At 39.4% G+C, this 14,088-nt stretch carries 13 protein-coding genes; 8 read left to right on the forward strand and 5 right to left on the reverse strand.

Annotated features, from left to right (window positions below; all coding sequences use genetic code 11):
• Positions 1 to 3: 3 nt before the first annotated feature.
• Complete coding sequence (locus PZE06_RS07615) at positions 4 to 1,821, reverse strand: methyl-accepting chemotaxis protein (RefSeq protein ID WP_150915187.1); 1,818 nt, start codon at positions 1,819 to 1,821, stop codon at positions 4 to 6.
• A gap of 283 nt (positions 1,822 to 2,104) precedes the next feature.
• Here PZE06_RS07615 and PZE06_RS07620 point away from each other — a divergent pair, with 283 nt between their 5' ends.
• Entirely contained in the window at positions 2,105 to 2,527 is a 423-nt protein-coding gene (locus tag PZE06_RS07620; RefSeq protein ID WP_150915186.1) for a hypothetical protein, read from the forward strand.
• 125 nt (positions 2,528 to 2,652) lie between these two features.
• Here PZE06_RS07620 and PZE06_RS07625 read toward each other — a convergent pair whose 3' ends face one another.
• The 3 genes from PZE06_RS07625 to PZE06_RS07635 all read right to left on the reverse strand — a co-directional run bounded on the left by PZE06_RS07625 (position 2,653) and on the right by PZE06_RS07635 (position 5,415).
• Positions 2,653 to 3,279: a class I SAM-dependent methyltransferase gene (locus PZE06_RS07625; RefSeq protein ID WP_150915185.1), complete on the reverse strand. Its 627-nt coding sequence runs from the start codon at positions 3,277 to 3,279 to the stop codon at positions 2,653 to 2,655.
• Between the two features lie 337 nt (positions 3,280 to 3,616).
• Complete coding sequence (locus tag PZE06_RS07630; protein ID WP_150915184.1) at positions 3,617 to 4,516, reverse strand: peptide ABC transporter permease; 900 nt, start codon at positions 4,514 to 4,516, stop codon at positions 3,617 to 3,619.
• Positions 4,513 to 5,415 (reverse strand): ABC transporter permease subunit, encoded by a 903-nt coding sequence (locus PZE06_RS07635; RefSeq protein ID WP_150915183.1) that lies wholly within the window; start codon positions 5,413 to 5,415, stop codon positions 4,513 to 4,515. The genes PZE06_RS07630 and PZE06_RS07635 overlap by 4 nt, the downstream gene beginning before the upstream one ends.
• A 187-nt stretch (positions 5,416 to 5,602) precedes the next feature.
• Between PZE06_RS07635 and glsA the strand changes: the two genes are divergently transcribed.
• The 7 genes from glsA to PZE06_RS07670 all read left to right on the forward strand — a co-directional run bounded on the left by glsA (position 5,603) and on the right by PZE06_RS07670 (position 12,533).
• A complete protein-coding gene (glsA, locus tag PZE06_RS07640; RefSeq protein WP_191963179.1) occupies positions 5,603 to 6,532 on the forward strand; it encodes a glutaminase A in 930 nt (309 codons plus the stop codon).
• A gap of 239 nt (positions 6,533 to 6,771) precedes the next feature.
• Positions 6,772 to 7,509: an ABC transporter ATP-binding protein gene (locus PZE06_RS07645; protein ID WP_150915182.1), complete on the forward strand. Its 738-nt coding sequence runs from the start codon at positions 6,772 to 6,774 to the stop codon at positions 7,507 to 7,509.
• Complete coding sequence (locus tag PZE06_RS07650) at positions 7,506 to 8,255, forward strand: ABC transporter permease (RefSeq protein ID WP_150915181.1); 750 nt, start codon at positions 7,506 to 7,508, stop codon at positions 8,253 to 8,255. The genes PZE06_RS07645 and PZE06_RS07650 overlap by 4 nt, the downstream gene beginning before the upstream one ends.
• A 367-nt stretch (positions 8,256 to 8,622) precedes the next feature.
• Positions 8,623 to 9,831 (forward strand): glycine betaine/L-proline ABC transporter ATP-binding protein ProV, encoded by a 1,209-nt coding sequence (gene proV / locus PZE06_RS07655; RefSeq protein WP_150915180.1) that lies wholly within the window; start codon positions 8,623 to 8,625, stop codon positions 9,829 to 9,831.
• Complete coding sequence (locus PZE06_RS07660; protein WP_095309515.1) at positions 9,832 to 10,665, forward strand: ABC transporter permease; 834 nt, start codon at positions 9,832 to 9,834, stop codon at positions 10,663 to 10,665.
• A gap of 14 nt (positions 10,666 to 10,679) precedes the next feature.
• Positions 10,680 to 11,591, forward strand: a complete 912-nt coding sequence (locus PZE06_RS07665; RefSeq protein WP_150915206.1) for a glycine betaine ABC transporter substrate-binding protein — start codon at positions 10,680 to 10,682, stop codon at positions 11,589 to 11,591.
• A 90-nt stretch (positions 11,592 to 11,681) separates the two neighbouring features.
• Positions 11,682 to 12,533 carry an MBL fold metallo-hydrolase gene (locus tag PZE06_RS07670; protein ID WP_150915179.1) on the forward strand — a complete coding sequence of 284 codons (852 nt, stop codon included), beginning with the start codon at positions 11,682 to 11,684 and terminating at the stop codon, positions 12,531 to 12,533.
• Positions 12,534 to 12,723: 190 nt separating this feature from the next.
• On the opposite strand, the gene PZE06_RS07675 is transcribed toward PZE06_RS07670, so the two are convergent.
• A complete protein-coding gene (locus PZE06_RS07675) occupies positions 12,724 to 14,085 on the reverse strand; it encodes a PFL family protein (RefSeq protein WP_150915178.1) in 1,362 nt (453 codons plus the stop codon).
• Positions 14,086 to 14,088: the final 3 nt, after the last annotated feature.

A 14,088-nucleotide genomic window follows, 5' to 3' on the forward strand; every position in this document is an offset into this window, starting at 1 on the left:
TTGCTACACTTTAAATTTTGAGACGTTTTCTTGAAGTTCTTGTGCCATGCTGCTTAATGTATGGGCAGATGCTGAAATTTCTTCCATAGAAGCGTTTTGCTCTTCGGCAGAGGCTGCAACTTGTTGAGAGTTTCCAGCGGCCTGCTGAGAGATAGTTGTAATTTCGGACATTTTTTGCACCATCTCTTCAGTGCTTGCATTGACTTCCTCAACAATGGCAGATACCTCTTGTGCTTGAGTGCTAATGCTTGAGATCATATCAGTAATTTCATGGAAGGATACGCCTGTTTCATTGACTTTATCGATCCCTGATTTTACTGATTTTTTACCTTCTTCCATGGAGAGGGTAACTTCATTGATTTCTTTTTGAATTTGACCAATAAGAGCGCGAATATTGTCTGTTGCGTTATTGGATTCCACAGCTAATTTGCGGACCTCATCTGCAACAACAGCAAAACCTTTTCCATGTTCCCCAGCTCTTGCTGCTTCAATAGCGGCATTTAACGCAAGGAGGTTTGTCTGCTCGGATACTTGTGAGATTAAATCGACAATTTTGCCAATTTCCTTGGAGCGAGTGCCAAGAACTTGGATATTGTCTGCAATTTTTGAGACTTGTTCTTGAACAGTATTCATTTGTGTAACTGTTTCAGAAACAACTACATTTCCAGCTTCAGCTTTTTCGTTGGTTGTAAGACTTAAATCGGAGACAATTTGGATCGCTCCAGCGACCTGCTCCATGCCTTTAGAAATTTCTTGCATCGATTGATTTCCATTGACAGCACTTTGAACTTGATGTTCAGAGCCGGCAGCAACTTCTTGAATCGAAATGGTGATTTGTTCCGTTGCTTTTGTTGTTTGTTCAGAGCTTGCTAATAGCTGCTCAGAGGAGGCAGCAACGGTTTCGGATGTTACGGTTACTTGGCGAATTAAATTTGCTAGACTAGTTCCCATTTCATTAAATGCCTCTGCAAGATCACCAATTTCATCCTTGTTTTTAATCTTTATTGGATCCATTGTTAAGTTGCCTTTTGCGACCTCTTTCACATTTTCTGTAACAAACTTCAATGGCTTTGAAATCATACGCGAAGTGAGATAAGCGATAGACAAGCCGACGATAACGCCACCGATTAAGAAAGCAATAATTAAAAACATACTGCGATTGGATTCTTGATTGGCTACATCGCTGGCAGCCAGAGCGTTATCATGGTTATAGGCAACAAGTTCTTCAAGAGTAAACTGGATGCTTGAGAACATGTTGTCCGCTTCACCTATCGTTGAAAGAAGTCGGATACCATTGACGTTGCCGGTTCCTTTAACAATATTCATATCGGTACCTAGCTCAATAAATTTTTCGTGAATGGTGTGATATCTTTCCCATTTATCAAGTAAAGTATCGAACAGTTGTCGTTCTTCTTCAGAAGTAATGGTAGCTTCATAATCTGCAAAAACATGATCAATTTCTGCAAAGGTTTCATCCATTTTTTCTACTAGTAATTCAAGCTTCTTTTCATCGGGCTCAATAACATATTTGTACTCGAGGGAAGCAAGATGTTCCGTTAAGTAGTTAATCGTATTGATAGCTTCAACACTCGGTAGCCACACATTGGTAATTTCAGAGCTTCTCTTACTGATGTTATTTGTTGAACTGATTGCGACGAAGCCTAAAACTCCCATAATTAGTAAGAGGGATGCAAAGCCGATATACATCTTCTTAGAAACTGAAAGCTTCAAATTGAGTAGCTTCATTTCCGGCATGTTTAGCTTTGTTTTTTTTACCTTTGGCATTTTTAATTTTGTCTTTTTCATTTTTTGCTTTTTCATTCAAGTGCCCCCTATGTATTTTCTGTTTTATAATTATGTAAAATGATGCTGTTTCCAATCTGTTTTCGTAAACAGCTATAAGAATAAATGAAATGAAAATTAACATTGTTTGCCAAAATTGAAAGATAGTAACTTTATCTTATACTATTTTACTAGTAAATTAAAACTATTTCTATAGTATAAAATAGTACGAAAGTTCGGAATTTGCTTCAACAGCTGATTATAAGTTTTTACAAATAGAGTCATTTCGTTGTATGATGAGATTATGAAAGGGTGTTGGTAAGTGAAACTAATTAAGTATTTGTTGATCCCGCTCGTGTTACTTGGAATAGCTGGTTTTGCTGTCTATTATGTAGGTACAAATATTGCCTCGGAAAAATTAATGGATGCTGTGACTACAGAGCTGGAGAACAGTGGCGAGATAGACAATATAAAAGAGATGATCGAGGGCGATCCGGAACTGAAATCTTTTATTGAAGAAGCAAGTACTGCTGATGCCAATGAACTGCCTTTCACAACGAAGGAAGAAGCAACGAGAGTTCTTGTTAATAAGGTTGGTTTAACGAACCTTAATGAGATTCGTGTGAAAGTGCAAGATGGATCTGCTTCCAAGGAAGAGATTCTTCAAGAAGTGGAGAGCAAATTATCAGAAGAAGAGATTTTAGCCTTAAAGGTTATTGCTTATAAAGAATTGTATGGAAACTAGTCAGAGGTTTAGTGACTAGTTTTTTTATGGGTTTCGGAAAATATAGATAGCTATTGGTTTTAATAAATGCATATCTATATTTACCGCTCATGATTCTAGTTTCCTTTCAAAAACCTTCAATGATTCTACGCTTGTGTGCTTTTTTTACATACGGCGATTCCAATTGGATAGTGGCGACCTTCCCGGCCAGGTGCTGGTTCAATTAGCACGCCTTTTTGATAGTAAAATTGCACTTCTTCGTATAAAGCAAAGAGATCTTGAAATTCCCCTTCTGTTAATTGATGGACATGGAAGGGTTCGCTTGTCGGCATTCCCCGTCCTTGGCCAAAAGGGGTCGAAATAACTGCTGTCCCACCAGGTTTCAGCATTTGATAGATATTACGCATGAATATTTCTTCGTTATCCACATGTTCAAGAGTTTCAAAGCTTACGATCAAATCGAATTGTCCAAATCTTTCTGGGATAGAGGGATCTACGCAATTTTCCACTTGAAAGGAAATCAGCGGGTGATAATATTTTCCCTTTGCATAGGCAATAGCTTCTGGGTCAATATCGACGGCGATTACTTCTGCAATGGCCTTTTTTGCTGCCACAGCCATGATGTTGCTGCCAAACCCGCTTCCACAAGCGAAATCTAAAATGCGCCCCTTGGCATAATGAATCGAAAAATGGTATCTTGCTAAATGCTCCAACAAAAGACCATTCATTTGCTTCATTAATTCTGGGATGACTCTTTCTCCAGTATATTTCATACTTCCTGCCTCTTTTCGCTTAATTCTCTCTATAATAGTCTCTCCATCTTAGCAAAGAATACTACATCCGTATAGAAATTCTAGCAAAATAGTAACTTCAACTCGCTGCGCCTTGTCAAGTGTATTCAGTCATTTTTGTTTACACTATCAAAAGATCTTTGAAGAGGCCATGTTCTATGATTTTTTCGCATTTCGTGAAATTCATGTCTTTAAAGCTGTGTAGTAAGGTGGAACAGCCCCGATGAAATGCTAGGAGAAAGCTTGTTTTCCCTACGTTTCATCGGGGCAGTGTTAAATGAGATGTTTTAGCACAGCTGTGAAAAAAGGAGACATGATATTAACGGAAGATTTTTTGCAGACCATGTCCCAACATATTAAAGGTGAAAATAACATAGGTCATAGCCAGAGCAGGGTAAAAAACGATCCACACAGGGCCGCGAATGTCTTTAAATGAATTGGCTAAGAATGTAGGCCAAGAATTTGATGTGTTTTCAAAAGTAAACATTCCGGCATCTACTTGAACAAAGAATTGCGCGACAAAAACTCCTAAGAAGCCTAATTGACCAAGTAAAAACATAACTTTCCCTAGATCTCCCACAATGCTAATCAGTAATTTATTATAAATAAAAGGCAGATAATATCTTCTTAAAAGCCTAAAAGAGGACACCCCAACAGAATTTCCACTTGTTACAAATTCCCTTTTAGAAATTTGTTGGAATTCCATCTTGATCATGTCTGCCACCCTGCCAATCTCCATAATTGCAATAATTAGCACAACGAAATATGGTCGTAATGGTGACATAATAAGAGGTGGAATGGTAACGAGCAAAATGACTACAATAATGGTCGGAACATACGAGAGGAAGCCATTGAGCCAGTTAAGCAAAGCATTCGTACCAAGCCATTGTCTATGAGCAAAATAGGCAAGAGGAATGGCTAATAGATATCGAATCAAAGTGATTGAAAGAATAATTAGTAGCGTTTCTTTCGCTCCCATGACAATTAAGCTCAGCATATCTCGTCCGTCACGGTCTGTCCCAAATGGAAATTGTGCTGAAGGTTCATAAGGGGGTGCGATTGGAATTTTGTTTTCGTCCCAAAGATAATCAATTTCCTGCAGTTCAGCATCAATAAATGATAAATGTTCTCCGAAAAAAGTCATAAAAAGGAGAATGCCTAGCATAATGCTTCCAATGGTTAATATCAAATTTTTTTTGCAAAAGTTCAGAACAGTCATTGTAACGCTCCCGCTTTTTGTGGTAAAAGTTTATATTTCAATAGCTTAGATAAGACAATTGTTGCAAACATCATCAAGAGGTAAGGCAGCATTAAGGCTAGGGCTCGAGGTTCGTCAAATTCTTGAATACTAGTTAAGAGATGGTAGCCTGCTCCTTGGAAACTAGCCAATTTTTGCATAATTGGTAAGCTAGTTAATAGGTAAAGCATGATAAATTGAGTTTGATTTAAAATCGAATAAAGGCAATTCCAAATCATATGTTTGAGGATTTTTAATGATGTTAAGCCTTTGGAACGAGCTGTTCGCAAATAATCTTGGCCCATTTCATTCTCAAGTGCAGCAGAGGTGAATTTCACCATATGGACCAATGGAAATACGGTAATGGCAATCATCGGAATAAGAAAGTTATACCAATGATCATTGCCATATAAACTAAATTTTGGAACACCTATGTAAAATAACTTAATTAATAAATATTGGAGGGCAATAAAAAGAAAAAAATCAGGAATGGAAGAAAAGATCCATGAAAAAAAAGCCTGGACTTTCCCGATGACTTTATCGCGAAAATAAAATTGTACGATGCCTAGTAAAGTGCCAGCCCCCATGCTTAAAAGCAATGCTGGTGCGATAATTGTAAAATCGCGTAATAATAGCTTTGGCACTTCTTCTAATATCGGTACCCCCATGCTGTTATTTCCAAAGCCTTTTTCTGTACGAAAATGCTCAATGAAAGCAGCGATCTTCTCCTTATATAAATCGAATGTGAACGGAAAATCTGCAGTGAATACGAGTCCACCGTGGTGGATGATTTCCATCTCTCTTGGCAGCAATAAGAGAAGTACAAACGCAAGAACAATAATTAGAAACACGAGTGAGCTCTTAATGAATTCCCAAACCATAAGAACCTCCTTTTTAAAATGTCATTATCTTCTACATATGATAATGAGGAAGACTTGATAAAGTATTTGAAAACTATTTTATTTTAGAAAATTCAGTTTAGTTGATTTTCTCATGAAAATACAATTTTAGTCAAATTATCCCACATACAGCTATGCTAATGGGCTCATACTAAAATTGGTGATGTCAATGATATGCAAATCTAATGAACAGTTACAGTTGATGGTAGAAGAAGCGCGGAAATGGACAAAGGCAGGAAAAGTGGCCGATTATATACCTGCCCTTGGTCTTGCGAATCCACATGATTTATCGATTGCAATCCATTCTCCTAATGGAGGATGCTTTTCAGCAGGAGATATAGAGAAGAAATTTACGCTACAAAGCATTTCAAAGGTTATTAGTCTTGCCCTCGTATTAATGGAACAGGGAAAAGAATATGTCTTTGAAAGGGTGGGGATGGAGCCGACAGGAGATCCATTTAATTCGATTGCGAAGCTGGAAACGATGGCTGTTGCTAAACCCCTTAATCCGATGATTAATGCAGGGGCATTGGTTGTTACTCATATGATCGAAGGAAACTCTGTCAATGTGAGATTAAATCGTCTAATATCATTTATCCAAACTTTATCCGCTGATTCAGAAGTGAATTATTGCAAGGAAGTAGCAAAGTCTGAATATGAAACCGCTCATTTAAATCGTGCTTTATGTTATTTTTTGAAAGAACACGGAGTTATTCAAGAAGAGGTTGAACCATTGATTGATTTGTATACGAAACAATGCGCAATTGAAATGAATTGCCTTGACTTGGCGAGGATTGGTCTTATTTTTGCGATGGATGGGAAAGATCCAGATAGTGGCAAACAGTTAATGCCATCTGCTGTTGCACGAATTTGCAAAACGTTTATGGTTACTTGTGGAATGTACAACGCTTCAGGAGAATTTGCCATAAAGATCGGAATACCGGCAAAAAGCGGCGTAGCTGGTGGCATTATGGGGGCAGTGCCTGGAAAATATGGGATTGGCATATTCGGGCCAGCTCTTGATGAAACGGGAAATAGTATTGCTGGAATCAAGTTGCTTGAGCTTTTATCAGAAAATTATCGCTTGAGCATGTTTTAGGAAATTGAGCTTAAAACGGAAATGGAATGTCATTCAATCGCCTAATATATTATAGAAGAGATATGCTATGCTTGGAGATGAAATGGTAAAATGAATGATAGATCCATCTGAAAATAGGGCTTTGATTTATAATGATTCATTTTTCAACATAACGAATAGACGGATGAAACAAAGTTTTTACACGAAATGAGCCAAGAATCGTTTATTTCAAGGTCAAAGATAAAGAGAGAGAAGTGGGTATGGAAAACACGGAAATCGAGCTACATAATATAAAAAAGGCATTTGCAGATGGCTCCAAAAAAGTTCAGGTCTTAAACGGGATCAGTGCCAAGGTTGGAAAAGGCACTCTGCTTACGATAGTCGGGCCATCAGGATCAGGAAAAAGTACGATATTGTCTCTATGTAATTTATTACAAACTCCGGATGATGGCGAGATTTATGTGAATAAGCTGGAGGTTAGAAAATGGGATGTTCAGGAACTTCGGCGTTATGTGGGCATCGCTTTCCAGTCGGCTCCTATGACAAAAGGAACTGTTCTTGAGAACTTATCATTGCCATTGAAGCTTCGCGGGAAGGCGTTAGAAAATCCGGAAACTTATTTGGAATATGTGGGTTTATCAGCGGAACTGTTATCGAGAGAGGCAAAGGAGCTTTCAGGAGGGCAAAGGCAACGGTTATCGCTTGCACGAACATTGGTGAACAACCCCTCTGTTCTACTATTAGATGAAGTAACTTCCGCCCTTGATACTAAAGCTTCTCAAGGGATAGAGGAGCTTATTCAACGGATAAACAAAGAGCGATCTGTTACGATTCTTTGGGTTACGCATGATTTGTCCCAGGCAGAAAGAGTCGGAGATGAAACGTGGCTGATTAAGGATGGTCAACTTGTTGAAGGTGCACCAACAAAGCAATTTTTTTCTGAGCCAAAGGATGAGCGTACAAAGGACTTTTTAAATTTATTGAGGAGTAGCTTATGAATTTAACAGCTATTATTTTTAGTTTTGTCTTTGTTATTCTCGCGCTTTTTTTATCTAATGCTTTTAGGCTAGGCTTAGGAAAAGATATTATCATTACTTGCATTCGTGCGACTATTCAATTATTTATCGTCGGCTATATTCTAAAATTTGTCTTCGGCTTTGACCATCCTTTTGTCATCATTCTAATGCTTTTAATCATGATTCTAGTCGCCGCTAAAAATGCCGCTCAGCGTGGAAAGGAAATCCCATATGCATTTTGGAAGATATTCTTGACGATCGCTGTTGTGGAGATCATAACGCAAGGCTTTTTACTGGGATTAAAAATTGTTCCTGCCGAACCGCAATATATTATTTCTATCAGTGGCATGATCATTGGTAATTCAATGATTATAGCGAATCTTTTTCTAAATCGGCTAAAGGCAGAAATAGAAATGAGAAGAGAGGAGATCGAATTAGTCCTATCGTTAGGAGGGAGCGTCAAACAATCGATCTTCCCAATTTTGAAGCAATCGATTCGTGCGAGCTTAATCCCGACAATTGAAGGGCAAAAAACGATCGGTCTTGTCCAGCTTCCAGGAATGATGACCGGTCAAATTATTGCAGGAGCTGACCCGATACAGGCAGTGAAATTTCAATTATTAATTGTCTTCTTGATTATGTCGGCAGCAACTTTAACAGCGATCATTCTAGGTTTTTTAATCTATCCTAGCTTATTTAATAAAGAGCAACAGCTCGAAGTATTTTAAAATAAAGCTTTGTTTTTGGCATTATCGGACCTTTCAGCATAGCTGAAGGAGTGGATTACACAATAATTTTTTAGCAACAAGCTTGTTTAACAAACCTAATGTAAAAGTCCGTGCATCTAAATGCTTGATGTGACGGGCTTTTTCTCTATGAACTTCTAGCATCCGGGAGTATCTGGGAGGAATATGGATGATTTATAAGGATACTCCACTTAACTTTGTACAGTTATTTCTGAACATACTTTTTTAACAGAATAAAGCTATTTTTCGAGTTTGTTCATAGATTTATAGAAGAGTATAATTAATAACCATGGATAAAATTTCTAAAAATGTCGTGCTGTTGCCTTAGAAAGTTAATAGAGGTGAAATAATGAGTGATGCGAAAATAGAAGTCCGGAATGTGACGAAGGTCTTCGGAAAGTCTCCTCAGCAAGGAGTAAAAATGCTAAATGAAGGTCTAAGTAAAAAGCAAATACTTGAAAAAACCGGAATGACTGTGGGGGTCAATAAGGCGAGCTTCGAAGTGAGAAGCGGAGAGATATTTGTGATAATGGGCCTGTCGGGAAGTGGGAAATCAACATTAGTCCGAATGTTCAATCGATTAATTGATCCTACCGATGGCCAAGTACTTATAGATGGACAAGATATTGTCAAGATGAAACCAAACGAATTAAGAGAAGTGCGACGTTCAAAAATAAGTATGGTCTTTCAGCGATTTGCCCTATTTCCACATCGTACGGTTTTGAGCAATACAGAATATGGTTTGGAAATTAAAGGCTCAGATCGAAAGCAGCAAAGGGAAAAGGCGTTGGAAGCTTTGAAACTTGTAGGTCTCGAAGGCTATGAAAATAGTTATCCTAGTGAGCTAAGTGGAGGAATGCAGCAGCGGGTAGGTTTGGCCCGTGCTCTTGCGAATGATCCTGATGTTTTGCTTATGGATGAGGCATTTAGTGCTCTCGATCCGTTAATTCGCAAAGATATGCAAAATGAGCTGCTCGAACTTCAAGAGAAAATGGAAAAGACCATTATTTTTATTACCCATGATTTAGACGAAGCATTGCGCATCGGAGATAGAATTGCATTAATGAAAGACGGTTCCATTGTTCAAGTAGGAACACCTGAAGAAATTCTGATGAATCCAGCAAACGATTATGTAGAACGATTTGTTGAGGATGTTGACTTATCCAAAGTATTAACAGCAGCGCACGTCATGAAACGTCCAGAGAAAATCCTTGCTGATCGAGGATTAAGAGTCGCTTTGCAAATTATGAAGGATGCGGGAATTTCTAGTTTATACATTGTTGATAAAAAGCAAAAGCTTGTTGGAGCGATTACGGCTCAAGATGCAGCCGATGCATTGAAAAAAAATCAAAAAATCGAAGATATTATGATTCGCGATTTACAAACAGTCACACCTGATACATTAATTTCTGAGATGTTTGAACAGGTGGCTACCGCCTCATTGCCCGTTGCGGTAATTGATGAAGAAGAGCGTTTAAAAGGAATCATCGTTCGCGGTGCTATTTTGGCTGCACTTGCTGGAGACGATATTCAATTAAACGGAAATGAGGTGAAATAAGTGACCTTACCAAAAATACCACTCGGCGATTGGGTCGATACATTTGTTGATTTTTTACAAGTTCAATTAGAGCCCCTATTTGATTTAATAAGAGATGGAATCGGCGGTTTTGTTGAATTTATTGTTTGGATATTATCATCTGTTCCTGCTGCTATTCTTATTATCCTATTTACAGCACTTATGTTATGGGTCAGCAAGTGGACAAATGCTGTATTTACAGCAGTTGGACTTTTATTAATCTATAACTTGGGATACTGGGATGGGACCATCGACACTTTAGCGCTTGTGCTAACCTCAGTCGTTATTTCCATTATAATTGGGGTTCCAATCGGCATTTGGATTTCCCAAAATGATACAGCCCGAAATATTATTACACCAATACTAGATTTCATGCAGACGATGCCTGCGTTTGTATATTTAATTCCAGCCATTCTTTTCTTTGGCATTGGGATGGTTCCAGGAATTATTGCGTCGGTTATTTTTGCGATGCCTCCGACGATCCGCTTAACGAACTTAGGGATTCGTCAAGTGCCAGAGGATTTAATTGAGGCAGCAAATGCATTTGGTTCAACTACGAAACAAAAATTATTTAAAGTACAGCTTCCTTTAGCGACACCAACCATTATGGCAGGAGTCAACCAAAGTGTGATGCTGTCACTTTCAATGGTTGTCATTGCGTCCCTAGTTGGAGCACCAGGTTTAGGTGCCGATGTGTATCGAGCTGTTACACAAATCAAGGTAGGAATTGGTTTTGAAGCTGGTCTAGCGATCGTCATTTTAGCGATTGTATTAGACCGGATTTCTCAAAATATAGGAATGAAAAAACAAAAATAGGGGGAGACATTTTGATGTTTAAGAAAAAGTTTTTATTAGCAATTGCGCTCTTGTTCACAATGTTGCTTGCGGCTTGTGGTGGTAATGATGAAGGTAGTAACAGTGGAGATGGAGAGTCATCTGACGGCGGTAGCGAGGGAGTCGGCGAACAAGTAGATTATAAAATTATTGGAATTGAGCCTGGTGCAGGCATCATGCAAGCAACGCAAACAGCTTTAGATGAATATGAAAATTTAGCTGAATGGTCTCTTGTCGAGTCTTCTTCGGCTGCTATGGCTTCTGAGCTTCAAAAAGCTTATGATAAGCAAGAACCAATTATTGTTACTGGTTGGACACCACACTGGAAATTCGCGAAGTTTGATTTGAAATATTTAGAGGATCCAAAAGGTGTGTATGGTGAAGCTGAAGTAATTCAAACGTTAGTACGTGAAGGATTACAAGAGGAGCAACCAAGTGCGTATACGGTGTTAGACCAATTTTTCTGGACTCCTGATGATATGGCCGAGGTAATGGTAGAGATTCAGGAAGGCGCTGATCCTGCTGAAGCGGCGGCTGCTTGGGTAGAAGAAAATTCAGATAAAGTTGCTGAATGGACAAATGGGGCAGAAGAAGTCGATGGAGAGTCAATTAAGCTTGCTTATGTCGCTTGGGATTCTGAAATCGCAAGTACAAATGTTGTTGGGAATGTATTAGAAAGCATTGGATATGATGTCGATCTTCTTCAATTAGATGCAGGTCCAATGTTTGCGGCAGTTGCTGAAGGTGATGCAGACGGAATGGTAGCAGCATGGTTACCAGGAACGCATGCATCGTACATGGAAGAGTACGGAGATAAGCTAGTAGACTTAGGTCCAAACCTTGAAGGTGCAGCAATTGGTCTTGTCGTACCTACCTATGTTGAGGCAGATTCAATTGAAGATTTATAAGAATAAAAATGATGCTCAGAAATCTCTGGGCATCATTTTTAATTGGAGGGGGAAAATAATGCTAATTGAAACATACTAGGAGGTATTTTAGTGGACAAAGAAATGAATTACGGTAGTGATTACACATTTATTCCCGCTACTTCAATAGGAAGCGGAATTGGAATAGAGGTATTACCCGATTTGTATTCACATACAATTCAAATTGTAAACATCATTCTAGTCGGCACTGCTGGTGAGTTTGTTTTAGTAGATGCAGGAATGCCGGGAGCGTCGGAGGAGATCATTTCAATCATTGAGAAGCGCTTCGGAATGGGGAGCCGCCCAAAAGCAATACTATTAACCCATGGGCATTTTGATCATGTTGGAAGTATTATTGAACTAATTGAACATTGGAATGTTCCCGTCTATGGGCATGAACTAGAATTGCCATTTTTATCTGGAGAAAGGAGTTACCCTGAACCAGATCCAACGGTGGAAGGTGGAATGGTAGCGAAGATGTCGAAGTTTTTTCCAAATGAGCCCGTAAATTTAGGGAAGCATGTCCAAAAGCTACCTAATGATGGTACAGTGCCGTTTATGCCAGGCTTTAAATGGATACACACACCTGGACATACACCAGGGCACGTCTCCTTTTTTCGTGAATCGGATCGGGCATTAATTGTTGGTGATGCCTTTGTCACGGTGAAGCAGGAATATTTATATAAAGTCATGACGCAAGAGCAAGAAATTAGCGGACCACCACGATATTTTACGAATGACTGGAAAGCAGCGAAGGAATCAGTGACACGGTTGCATGGATTAAATCCAACTGTTGCGTTGACAGGGCATGGACTACCGATGTCTGGAGAACTTTTAACTGAAAGTCTAACGAAATTGGTGCAAGAATTTGAGCAAATAGCTCTTCCGGACTATGGAAAGTATGTTGATGGGGATCTACATTAGTTTTTATGTAAAATAAGCTGACCAAAAAGACGATATCGGCGAAAATTTGTAAATATCGGCGAAAAAATCTATATATCGGCGAAAATTTTCGTATATCGGCGAAAAAATCTATATATCGGCGAAAATTTTCGTATATCGGCGAAACGCATATACTCGTTAAAAATGAGGCGGATAAAATCCGCCTCATTCACTAATTAATTAACGACTGTAACGGAGCAGGAATGCGTCCGCCACGCTTGATCATTTTTTCAGAACTATAAGGGTTTACCCCCATGACAGGGGCTCGACCTAGTAAGCCACCAAATTCGACCATATCTCCTTCTTTCATGCCAGGAACAGGGATGATTCGAACCGCCGTGGTCTTTTTATTTATCATTCCGATTGCCGCCTCATCTGCAATAATCCCTGCCAATGTAGCCGGAGTAGCATCTCCCGTTAACGCAATCATATCGAGGCCCACAGAGCAGACACAAGTCATTGCTTCGAGCTTTGATAACGATAAGGCCTCATCTAGAATCCCGCGAATCATTCCGTTATCCTCACTAACGGGGATAAATGCGCCACTTAAGCCGCCAACATAGGAACTGGCCATCGCTCCCCCTTTTTTAACGGCGTCGTTCATTAATGCAAGGGCTGCGATCGTTCCGTGGGTACCAACTCGTTCTAAGCCAATCTCCTCCAAAATTTCCGCAACACTATCATTCATCGCATTGGTTGGGGCGAGGGAGAGATCCATAATTCCAAATGGAACGCCAAGCCTTTCGGCAACGACACGACCAATAAGTTCCCCTGCACGAGTTATTTTGAAGGCCGTTTTCTTAATGATATCACTTACTTCACCAAGGTCTGCATGAGGGTATCGTTTCAACGCACTTAATACAACACCTGGACCACTCACTCCCACATTCAAGACAACTTCGCCTTCCCCTGCACCATGAAAGGCGCCAGCCATAAAAGGATTGTCCTCAACAGGGTTACAAAACACAACGAGCTTTGCACAGGCAAGACCATTTTGCTCCTTGCTTTTTTCCGCTGCCTCTTTAATAATTTCTCCCATTTTACGAACAGCGTCCATATTGATGCCAGCGCGTGTCGTACCCACAGAAACGGAGGCGCATACTCTTTCAGTAACACTTAAGGCTTCTGGCAGGGCATCAAGCAATGTTTGTTCACCAACGGAAATGCCTTTATGAATGAGAGCTGAATACCCTCCAATAAAGTCAACACCAAGGGCAATTGCTGCTTTATCTAACGTTTTTGCAAGCTCAACAGCTTGTTCAACGGAAGCATGTCCAAGAATTTCAGCAATTGGCGTAATCGAAATCCGTTTATTGATAATCGGAATACCGAATTCTCGCTCTACCTTTTCTGCCGTGGCTTTTAAATCCTTTGCATAGTAGGTAATTTTCTCATAGACCTTTTTATTCATTTGCTCAAAATCAGAATCTGCGCAATCTCGTAAGCTGATGCCCATCGTTACTGTGCGGATATCAAGGTTTTCCATTTGCACCATTCTGATTGTTTCCATCATTTCATTAACAGCAAAGTTCATGTT

It is taken from the genome of Robertmurraya sp. DFI.2.37, assembly GCF_029211245.1.
In the GTDB taxonomy this organism is placed as follows: domain Bacteria; phylum Bacillota; class Bacilli; order Bacillales; family Cytobacillaceae; genus Robertmurraya; species Robertmurraya methanolica_A.

Excerpts from the sequence above, each read along its gene's own strand:
- PZE06_RS07615 (WP_150915187.1), bottom strand. The coding sequence starts at position 1,821 with ATGAAAAAGCAAAAAATGAAAAAGACAAAATTAAAAATGCCAAAGGTA.
- PZE06_RS07625 (WP_150915185.1), bottom strand. The coding sequence starts at position 3,279 with ATGAAATATACTGGAGAAAGAGTCATCCCAGAATTAATGAAGCAAATG.
- PZE06_RS07630 (WP_150915184.1), bottom strand. The coding sequence starts at position 4,516 with ATGACTGTTCTGAACTTTTGCAAAAAAAATTTGATATTAACCATTGGA.
- PZE06_RS07635 (WP_150915183.1), bottom strand. The coding sequence starts at position 5,415 with ATGGTTTGGGAATTCATTAAGAGCTCACTCGTGTTTCTAATTATTGTT.
- glsA (WP_191963179.1), top strand. The coding sequence starts at position 5,603 with ATGATATGCAAATCTAATGAACAGTTACAGTTGATGGTAGAAGAAGCG.
- PZE06_RS07645 (WP_150915182.1), top strand. The coding sequence starts at position 6,772 with ATGGAAAACACGGAAATCGAGCTACATAATATAAAAAAGGCATTTGCA.
- PZE06_RS07650 (WP_150915181.1), top strand. The coding sequence starts at position 7,506 with ATGAATTTAACAGCTATTATTTTTAGTTTTGTCTTTGTTATTCTCGCG.
- proV (WP_150915180.1), top strand. The coding sequence starts at position 8,623 with ATGAGTGATGCGAAAATAGAAGTCCGGAATGTGACGAAGGTCTTCGGA.
- PZE06_RS07665 (WP_150915206.1), top strand. The coding sequence starts at position 10,680 with ATGTTTAAGAAAAAGTTTTTATTAGCAATTGCGCTCTTGTTCACAATG.
- PZE06_RS07675 (WP_150915178.1), bottom strand. The coding sequence starts at position 14,085 with ATGAACTTTGCTGTTAATGAAATGATGGAAACAATCAGAATGGTGCAA.